1 protein-coding gene is annotated in these 647 nt (G+C 64.3%); it reads left to right on the top strand.

From position 1 onward, the window contains the following. Positions 1–647, top strand: a 647-nt coding sequence (locus tag NKJ12_RS32165) for a helix-turn-helix domain-containing protein (protein ID WP_352707743.1), incomplete at both ends; no start/stop codon positions are given.

Raw genomic sequence — 647 nt, 5'->3', positions numbered from 1 at the left:
GACCTGCGAGGCCCGGCTGAGCGAAGTCCAGCGTGTGGAGCCTGTCGACGCGGTTCCGGACTTCACGGGCCTCGCCCAGAATCTCGAGGCCACCTGGAACGCGCCGAGTGTCGACATGCGCTGTCGTCAGCAACTGCTGCGCGCGCTCATCAAGGACATCGTGGCCGATGTCGATGACGATGCGCGCGACGTGATCTTGACCATCCACTGGCACGGAGGCCAGCACTCGCAGGTACGGGTTCGCAAGCCCAAATCCGGAGAGCATGGCCAGCGTACGCCTGAGGAGGCTCTGGCGATCATGCGATCCATGGCAACCCGGTGGTCGGATGCCGAAATCGCTGCCACACTCAACCGCATGGGCATGCAGACCGGTCAGGGAAAGACCTGGACCGCGCGTCGCGTCCAATCGCTGCGCACGGTGCATAAGATCAGCGGCTATCGCTCTTCCGACAAGAATGGCGAGTGGCTCACCATGTCGGATGCGGCCGCGAAGCTCGGCGTGTCGCACGTCAAAATCCGCCGGTTCATCAGGGATGGCCTCTTGCCGGCCGAGCAGGTCATGCGCGGCGCGCCCTACCAGATCCGCGCCAGCGACCTCGAAGACGAACGGATCAAGGCCGATTTGGCGCGCAATACTCCGCGTCGCA

Origin of the sequence: Mesorhizobium sp. M0195 (genome assembly GCF_040322115.1) — a bacterium.
Classification (GTDB): Bacteria; Pseudomonadota; Alphaproteobacteria; order Rhizobiales; family Rhizobiaceae; genus Mesorhizobium.
The sequence above is the reverse complement of the archived record's forward strand: the minus strand, read 5'-3'. Positions and strand labels throughout refer to the sequence as shown.